This is a genomic window from Microcoleus sp. D2_18a_D3 (assembly GCF_036702455.1).
Classification (GTDB): domain Bacteria; phylum Cyanobacteriota; class Cyanobacteriia; order Cyanobacteriales; family Microcoleaceae; genus Microcoleus.
The window spans coordinates 140,800-148,894 of sequence record NZ_JAUBTK010000005.1 but is presented as its reverse complement, the minus strand read 5'-3'; the positions used below and the strand labels follow the sequence as shown (position 1 = coordinate 148,894).

The window sequence follows — 8,095 nt, the reverse complement described above, 5'->3', positions numbered from 1 at the left end:
TAACAAAAGCGGGAAATTGTTTTGTTGCTGGTACAGAAATTCTGACTGTTGATGGGATTAAGAATATTGAGGATATTCAGGTTGGGGATTGGGTGATTGCTGATGACCCTACTACTCCGGGGGAAATTGAGGCGCGGCAGGTTTTGAATACGTTTGTGCGGGAAACTGATGCGTTGGTTGACCTTTATGTGGATGGGGAGGTGATTTCTACTACAGGTGAGCATCCTTTCTGGGTGTCGGATAAAGGGTGGGTTGAGGCGAAGGATTTAGTTGTTGGGAGTTTGTTGCAGACTGCGGATGGTAGGAGTATTGATGTTGATAAAATTGAGAAGCAGGAAGGTAAGTTTGAGGTTTATAATTTTAGCGTAGAAGATTTTCATACTTATTTTGTCTCCGATTGGGGTATTCTGGTTCATAATGCGGAGTATTTTTATCGAACAATGTCTGAAAAAGAATATAAAAAAGTTGTCGATACTGGAGGTCTATCAATTCGCGAACAAGGGTCATCGGAACTGGGGATTACCCGCGAACCTGCTTATCTAAATGATTTGGGAACTCGCTCAAAAATTCAAAAACAGTACCAGGCGCAAGTAGAATTTGAAGTAGAGGATGGTACATACATTGGGTTGGTTGAGATGGGTGCAACACACTCATCAGCCGCAGGACTATTTCCTGGCCGTCCTCCTTTTGAAAAAGGCATGGATGTCCCTCAACTGAAGCTTGAAAGAAATGAGGTTGTGAGTATTCTTCTCGGTAAAAGCCCTAATGGAGTTGACTTTTTCAACAGAAACATAATTAAGATTGAGAGGCTAAACTAATGCTATCTGATACGATTGAGAAATATCTGAAATTATTCAAAGAGGCTTCTAATGGCGAAGAATCATTAAGAATTTTGAAGGAAATGAATAAAGAATTTGAAGCATTGCCCCCTTCAATCAGTGAAGTAATTCAAGAGTTTAAAAAATATGTTTCAAATCCTGATTATCCTGGTGCTTCATTTGTAATGAGCGCAGCCTGGAGTAACCTATCAAAGGATTACACTCCTATACTTTGTCAAATCCTCAATAATGAGAGCCATTATGGTCTCCACGAACGAGCTATTGAAATTTTGGAGGTATTGCGGGATGAAAGAGCAGTCCCTGCATTATCTAAAGCATTGACTTACCGCTGGTCCTATGATATATGGTTCATTGTGCCAAGAAAGTCTCTTTTCGCATTAGCAGAAATTGGAACTCCTGAAGCAATAATGATTATCACAGAGGCAACTCAATCCTCTGAAGAACTAATTCGTGACGATGCAACTATGATATTAGAATCTTTCGATAATTAGTCAGCCCCTGCGCTTCCTGACAAGTCAGCGCTATACAATGGGAGCGATTGACTCGACGACGAAAGTCGTTTATCCAGATACGACTCCCAGTACGGTAAGTTTGAGGTTGAGGATGCTTAAAATTTCTTGGCTTACGTGCCTTTTGCTGGGGCGGCGCTGGGGGGTATCAAAAGTTTCATGGCTGCTAATAAGACAGTTAAGGGCGGTGCTCAGGGTGTTGATAATGTCCTGCAATCTACTCAAAGGACGATAACAAAAGCGGGAAATTGTTTTGTTGCTGGTACAGAAATTCTGACTGTTGATGGGATTAAGAATATTGAGGATATTCAGGTTGGGGATTGGGTGATTGCTGATGACCCTACTACTCCGGGGGGGATTGAAGCAAAGCAGGTTTTGGAGACTTTTGTACGGGAAACTGATGCGCTGGTGACTTTGTATGTGGATGGGGAGGTGATTTCTACTACTGGGGAACATCCTTTCTGGGTGTCGGATAAAGGGTGGGTTGAGGCGAAGGATTTAGTTGTTGGGAGTTTGTTGCAGACTGGGGATGGTCGGGTTGTTGATGTCGATAAAATTGAGAGGCGGGAAGGTAAGTTTCCGGTTTATAATTTTAAGGTTGAGGGTATCCCGACTTATTTTGTTTCAGACTTGGGGATTCTGGTTCATAATGCGAATTATGATGAACCCTGGATGCCACAAAATCCAAATGACGATATTGATTATCAAAATTTAAAAAAATCCTACGCAAGTGAAGAGCAACTTAACGAACCTGGACTAGATATTGCAGGAATTGCTGTGGGAAAAATACCATTAAGAATTGCACCAAGATTAGCTGCTGAATATGGTGGCAATCCCAATGATTGGGTAAAGAAAACAAGTTTGACTTATACAGGAGTTAAAGATATACATATTGAAACTCATTGGTATGAAAATATTGTAACTGGTCAAAAGGTGGAACCGAAAACTATTAATTCCAATGTGAGGAATTAAAAAAATGGAAGAAATCCAGACTAAAATTATCGAAATTGCTACCCAAATAATTAACAAAGAAATAGATTTATTAGAGGGATGTCGTACCTTAGTATATCTTCAGCGTGAATTAACAGAGCCACCTGAAGCTTTCTTTGTATTAAGAGGTATAGATTCCGAGACAGATATTTTTCCTATTGCCCCAGCAGAAAGAAAACAATGGGCTTCTGAAGCGTTGTCAAGATTAGATCGAGAAAAAAATGAATATATTTCTTTAGTCAAAGAGGAAATAATAGAAGCCTGTAGGGAAATAATAACTAGCCTTAGCACTGATTTGTAAAGTCTGTCGTTTGGATAAATCGAAATACAATTAAACCTTTGTCCGAGAAACGGATGTGCTGTACGACATATTCAGCACAAACTAACTTTTCCCTTCCCCTGTACAAAAGCCACTCACACAGTATAAAATGTAACCCTATACCGCTCTACAAACAACCATGACACCTACAATAACCATCCAAGAACTAGCCTTAGCCCTCACAGCCAAAAACCACTCCCCAACCCTCCTCAACGCAGACTTCCTCAAATACAGCGGCATCGTCCCCACCGATTGGGAACTCGCCCGCCCCCCCGTTTTCAGCCCCCAAATCTCTCAAGTTGCCTTCACCAACGGCATCAACATCGTCGCCCAATCCAACGCCATCACCTTCATCGAATCTCTCTCTACAAAATCACAAGAAGACGTAAAAATTCCTGCCGTTATCCGCAAATACGTTGAAGCTTTACCCCGCACCGACTATCAAGCTTTAAGCATCAATCCCAGAAGCTTCATCACCTTTGAAGGGGGAGATGAAAATGCAGCTCGCGAGTTCATTACCTCCAGTTTATTATCCAAAGGAACGTGGTTTGATGTTGGGAAAGCTCCCGTCAAAGCTGCTGTCAATTTAGTGTACTCTCTCGAACAGGGAGAACTAAACTTGAGCGTTGCCGAAGCTTTGTTGCAACTGCAAGATGCCGAACCAACTCCCGCAGTATTGTTTTCTGGTAGCTTTCAGTACGAAATTGCAGGGGAATTAGAAGGCGAGAAACTGCAACATTTGTACAAACTTTTGGAAAATTGGCAGCCAGATTTAGAGGCTTACAGGGAAATTGTCGATCGACGGTTTTTGGGGAAAGAAGTTGAAAATTTGCCGTTTGCCGCGTAAATGATAAGATTGTGGGGGCGCTCGCACGACGCAAACAAATTCTAGTTGTGCGATCGCCCGAACGAGGGGTGACTGAATAATTCGTAATTAAAGGTACAAGCTAATGGCAAAATAATTCGGAATTAAAGAAACCGATCGCTAATTACGAATTTAGTGCCAGTAAACGAGAGCCTCATTATAAAGCCTGTTCGATCGCCCGCCGCGCCAATTCCACCTGTTCCACAGCATCCAGATAAGCTAGCGCTGCTGCATCCCAAACCACTTTTCTCTGCATCCTGTTCAAGACGATTTTCCCAAACTCGTACACCGTGCCGAAGCTTTGCAGCCTGAGAATTCGCTCAGCTATTGAGCAAAAACTCGGCGTTGGGTTCCATATTGCCACCACATCTGAGTGAAGGAGCGACACCACCTCTGAACCCATATCGACTTTCAAAGTCGCTCCAACTTCCACAATCCGGCCCCAAAATCCATTCCACTTCCTTTCCGCTATTTTTTCTTTAGGAATAAAAGGGATTTTGACAATAACCCACGAAAGAGCGCTGTCTGGACCAAAGCGCGTTTTGACTCCCTCACCCGTAATTGGTTCGCAAGGAGTGCAAGTTTTACATTCTTCACCGCAATCGCCTTCTTGAACCCCCTCGCTACTAATGCTGCCCTCGGTTTTCTTCGAGGCGGAGGATTTTCTCAAAGCAGCCTTAATCAGAGCTTTAGCTTGTTTCGGGCTTTTCGCTGTTCCCGACGCGATCGCAGCCAACGCCACTACTCGCTTGTCCTCCTGCATCTTCGCAAGTTGATACCCTACATCTATGCTGTGGTTATTAATAATGTCCAACCACTTTGCAGCCAATTCGGGGCGATCTTTCTTGAGCTCGTCGGCAGCTTTGACGGCAATGCGCCCTTTCCTGTAGTTCCTGCCGCACCCCAAGCCGACTATAGCTGCCACAATATTTTCCGTCAGTTCCATTTCCCTTGGAGTCAGACCCAAGTCGATCGGGTTCAATGGAAAATTTTCCATCAGCGGTTGCTGGTTGTCCGACGGCGGCTCTGCTGAGCCAGCAGCTTGGTGGCGAGCTTTCTTAGCAGCGTGCCTGTTCCTCAGCTCTCTAGCTATAGGCTCTACAACAATTCCTTCCCGAATTCTCTGTACAGGACTTTGGTGGCGGTGGCGGTTTTCTGCTACCAAGACAAACAGCTCGTCACCTTCAGTCTGGAAGTGGCAGACAATAACTGGGACAGACTTCCAGCCCAGCGCTGCCAGCGCCCTCCACCGCCGATGCCCGCTGACGATCGTGCCATCTGTTTTGACGGTCAGCGGTTGGACGTAGCCTTTGAGTTGGATCAACTCTACCAGGTCAGCAATACTTTCGGTGCACCCGTAAATTTCCTCATTGCGAGGGTGAGGCTTGAGTTGGTCAAGGCCAATATACTGAATCGCGTCGCTGACTGAGAGCGACACAGTTTCATTTTTATTCATTTGGATAGCCCTGGTTGTTTATTTGGGGATTGGGGCTTTGTACCTTTGCCTGCTAAACCCAATAAGGTTTCCTAACAGAAAGCTGGGGTTATTCTCTGTCGGGGCGGCGCGGGTTGTATCGGCAGGTCGCCTTCACTGTCAAAAGGTTCGCTGCTTTTACATTCTTAGAATAGCATATTTCTTAAACTAGCAATGCGCTACATTATGGTATAAGAAAAGACTATTATGTTTAAAATATTTTTTAATAATTATTGATTATTATGAGAGCGTTTCTGATAAAAGGTGGAGAAGTAATTAAAATTAATTATAACAGAGATTTTATGACGTTGTATTTCAAATTAACAATTACTAAAAACATAATGTCTGTGGGAGACTTTAGCCCATTTCTTACGTATTTTCCAGATTTCGGGCATCTCTGTGAGGGTTTTATTTTGTGACTAGCAAGCATTAACATAGGAGTGACTTTAGTTTAATTAATAAGTTTTATAATGTGTTTGGGTAAAAAAATAAAAGATTCCCCCGTTTAACTTCTTGCATTAGTTAAACAAGGGGAATGAACACTCGCGCTCGCCCCTACATCACTTTTACATCACTTTTACATCACTTTTACATCACTTTTACATCACTTCTACATCGCCCCTACATCGCTTCTACTTCGCGCTTGCTTGCTTTCTTAGGAGGAAACAGTTGGGCGATCGCCAGAATTGCAGGCAACATGGAATCCCCTTTACGCCCAAGCTTCAGCGAACCCTCTAAGTCAAGCAGCAGAGACACCGCAGACGAAAGGGATGTTAGAGAAGCAGCAGCTACTTCTTTTTTCAGAAAGTAGACTCGCTTCGGGTTAGCAATTTGACAAATCCGGGCAATTTCAGCGTCTTGCTTAACTCCTCCAACTATCGCCGCTTTCACCCACAACCAAGTTCTAAATTGAGCAATCAGCGTCGCACAAATCGCCAGCGGGAAAGTTCCTATTGCCAAAAGTTCAAGCAGCAAACAAACTGCTCTCTTAGAGTTATTTTCCCTCAGCGCTTCGGCCAGCTGGAGGCTATTTTGAGTGGTTGAAGGAACCAGCGATCGCACTTCCTTTAAAGTGAGGTTCGCGCCGCTGCTCAGGGTCGCCAGCTTGTGCAGTTCTGATTCAGCGCGGGCAGGATTGTTGCCGATCGCAACCGCCAAGTAATCAATAGCATTTGAGTTCAGCGACAGCCCTATTGCCAAAGCTTGAGTTCGGATCGATCGGGCAATGAGATCCGTTCGCCAGGGGGGAATAAGGTCGAACTCAAACAGCTTAGCTTGAGAAAGCAGGAATTTTGCCACCTTCAGGCGTTTGTCAATGGAAGGCGCTACAAAAACCAGGTGCGTCTTTTCCGGTATTTGCGGGAGCACCTGGAGAACCTCCAGTGTTTCTTCAGTAAACTGTTTGAAATTACATCCTTCTACCACCACTAATTTCGCTTTTTCCGTTCCAAAAGCTGGAGTTAAGGCGCAGTCAACCGCCTCGTCCAATGCCGAAGCATCGAAGCGGTGATAATTGAAATTCATCCAAGCTGGTTCGAGGTTCTTTTTAAAGGCAGAAAGCTTTTTGTGAATCGCGTGGAGGTCATCCCCTATCAGCAAGCTAATCATGGGTTCTTCTCCTCGAACAACACTTGATAGCGGACGCCCGTTGCCGCCAGAAATATCTTCTGCACCTTAGCTGCGTTTCGGTTGAACTTGTCCAGGTATTGGGCAGGCACGGCCAGCACCACTTTCTTTTCCGTCAGTGCTACCAGGGAAGCAGCACAGAGTAAAGCGCGGTTCTTCTCAGAAGTTGCTGAGAGCACTTTTTCCCAAATGGCTCGCTCTTTGGAACGGGGCGATCGCAACTTGGAGGTACTGGGCAGCTTCTGGGTGCGGTCGGGCTGCCTGGGGTTAGCAAGAGCGCCAAGAGCGACGTGGGGTTTTAATTGTGGCACCTTTGCCAATCCCAGCAAGCAGAGTTCCAGCCACAGCGTTGGGTGAGCGCTCTTGCTGAGCTGCCATTCCGAAGCCCGCAACTGTTCGAGGCCAGCAGCGATCGCATTGCAGTCCCAAGCAGAGGCAATTTCCATCAGGGCTGAGTGCGAAATGCCGCTAACTAGCATCAGCGAACAGTCTGACACGCTCGTTGCAAGCAACAAGTCCCGGTAGCAGGCTAGCAGCGACGCCAGCAGCATTTTAGGGCTTTTCCCGCTGTCAATGAGTTCGCGGGACAGTTGCAGCAGCTTCAGCGCGTTGCCGGTGCGGGCCGATTTCAAAATTGCAACTAAATCCGACTCCGGTATCCGCCCCGACAGCTCCAATACGTGAGAACTGGTAATTTCCTCTCCTAATAAGCTCAACTGGTCGAGCAACTGCAAGGCGTCCCTCATCCCGCCATTCGCGGCGCGGGCGATCGCAATTTTAGCTGCTTCGGCAATTGCAATTGACTCTTTCTCAGCTACCATTGTTAGCTGTTTGACAATGGCTGGGATTGGCAGCGATCGAAACAGAAACGTTTGGCAGCGGCTGTTAATTGTTGGCAGCACTTTGTGTTGCTCTGTTGTACACAAGATGAACACTACATGATGCGGAGGTTCTTCCAAACATTTTAGAAGAGCGTTAAAAGCTTGGGAACTCAGGCAGTGAACTTCATCTAAAATAAACACTCGGTAGCGGCTGATAACTGGTGCGAAGTGCGATCGCTCGATCAGGGCGCGAGCGTCATCCACGCCGTTGTGGGAAGCCGCGTCAATTTCAGCAACGTCTAAGCTGCTGCCTTTTTCAATCGAGCGGCAGGATTGGCACTTGCCGCACGGCTTTACTGTGGGTTTGTCTGCACTGGTGCAGTTGAGAGATTTAGCTAAAATGCGGGCCGTTGAAGTTTTGCCCGTTCCCCGTTCGCCGGCGAACAAGTAAGCCGGAGCAATTTTATTAGTTTTGACCGCATTGGAAAGTGTCCTTTGGATGTACTCCTGTCCGGCCAGTTCAGACAAGCTACGAGGGCGGTATTTTTGAGGCAATGCTGCGTACATGATTGAATCGTTAGGTAATTGTTTGCTGAGAATTAGAGTCATATTTGCGGAGTTTGCACTCAGAAGAGGAGAGAAGTAAAAAACT

Annotated in this window: 8 protein-coding genes; 5 read left to right on the top strand and 3 right to left on the bottom strand. The window is 45.6% G+C overall.

Features of this window, described 5'->3' with window-relative positions; genetic code table 11:
* The 5 genes from QUB06_RS04420 to QUB06_RS04400 all read left to right on the top strand — a co-directional run.
* Nucleotides 1-818, top strand: an 818-nt coding sequence (locus QUB06_RS04420) for a polymorphic toxin-type HINT domain-containing protein (protein WP_333434267.1), incomplete at its 5' end; no start/stop codon positions are given.
* Nucleotides 818-1,330: a HEAT repeat domain-containing protein gene (locus tag QUB06_RS04415; RefSeq protein ID WP_333434266.1), complete on the top strand. Its 513-nt coding sequence runs from the start codon at nucleotides 818-820 to the stop codon at nucleotides 1,328-1,330. The genes QUB06_RS04420 and QUB06_RS04415, both read left to right, overlap by 1 nt.
* A 135-nt stretch (nucleotides 1,331-1,465) precedes the next feature.
* Nucleotides 1,466-2,320, top strand: coding sequence for a polymorphic toxin-type HINT domain-containing protein (locus QUB06_RS04410; RefSeq protein WP_333434269.1), 855 nt, complete (start codon nucleotides 1,466-1,468; stop codon nucleotides 2,318-2,320).
* 4 nt (nucleotides 2,321-2,324) lie between these two features.
* Complete coding sequence (locus QUB06_RS04405) at nucleotides 2,325-2,639, top strand: hypothetical protein (protein WP_333434265.1); 315 nt, start codon at nucleotides 2,325-2,327, stop codon at nucleotides 2,637-2,639.
* 157 nt (nucleotides 2,640-2,796) lie between these two features.
* The gene (locus tag QUB06_RS04400; RefSeq protein ID WP_333434264.1) at nucleotides 2,797-3,504 is read left to right on the top strand and encodes a hypothetical protein; all 708 of its coding nucleotides are present in this window, start codon (nucleotides 2,797-2,799) and stop codon (nucleotides 3,502-3,504) included.
* Nucleotides 3,505-3,679: 175 nt separating this feature from the next.
* On the opposite strand, the gene QUB06_RS04395 is transcribed toward QUB06_RS04400, so the two are convergent.
* From QUB06_RS04395 to dnaX, 3 genes are all read right to left on the bottom strand, one after another.
* Nucleotides 3,680-4,978: a ParB N-terminal domain-containing protein gene (locus tag QUB06_RS04395; RefSeq protein WP_333434263.1), complete on the bottom strand. Its 1,299-nt coding sequence runs from the start codon at nucleotides 4,976-4,978 to the stop codon at nucleotides 3,680-3,682.
* A gap of 639 nt (nucleotides 4,979-5,617) precedes the next feature.
* Nucleotides 5,618-6,604 (bottom strand): DNA polymerase III subunit delta, encoded by a 987-nt coding sequence (gene holA / locus QUB06_RS04390; RefSeq protein WP_333434262.1) that lies wholly within the window; start codon nucleotides 6,602-6,604, stop codon nucleotides 5,618-5,620.
* The gene (gene dnaX, locus QUB06_RS04385) at nucleotides 6,601-8,052 is read right to left on the bottom strand and encodes a DNA polymerase III subunit gamma/tau (RefSeq protein WP_333434261.1); all 1,452 of its coding nucleotides are present in this window, start codon (nucleotides 8,050-8,052) and stop codon (nucleotides 6,601-6,603) included. Before dnaX ends, holA begins: the two co-directional genes overlap by 4 nt.
* Nucleotides 8,053-8,095: the final 43 nt, after the last annotated feature.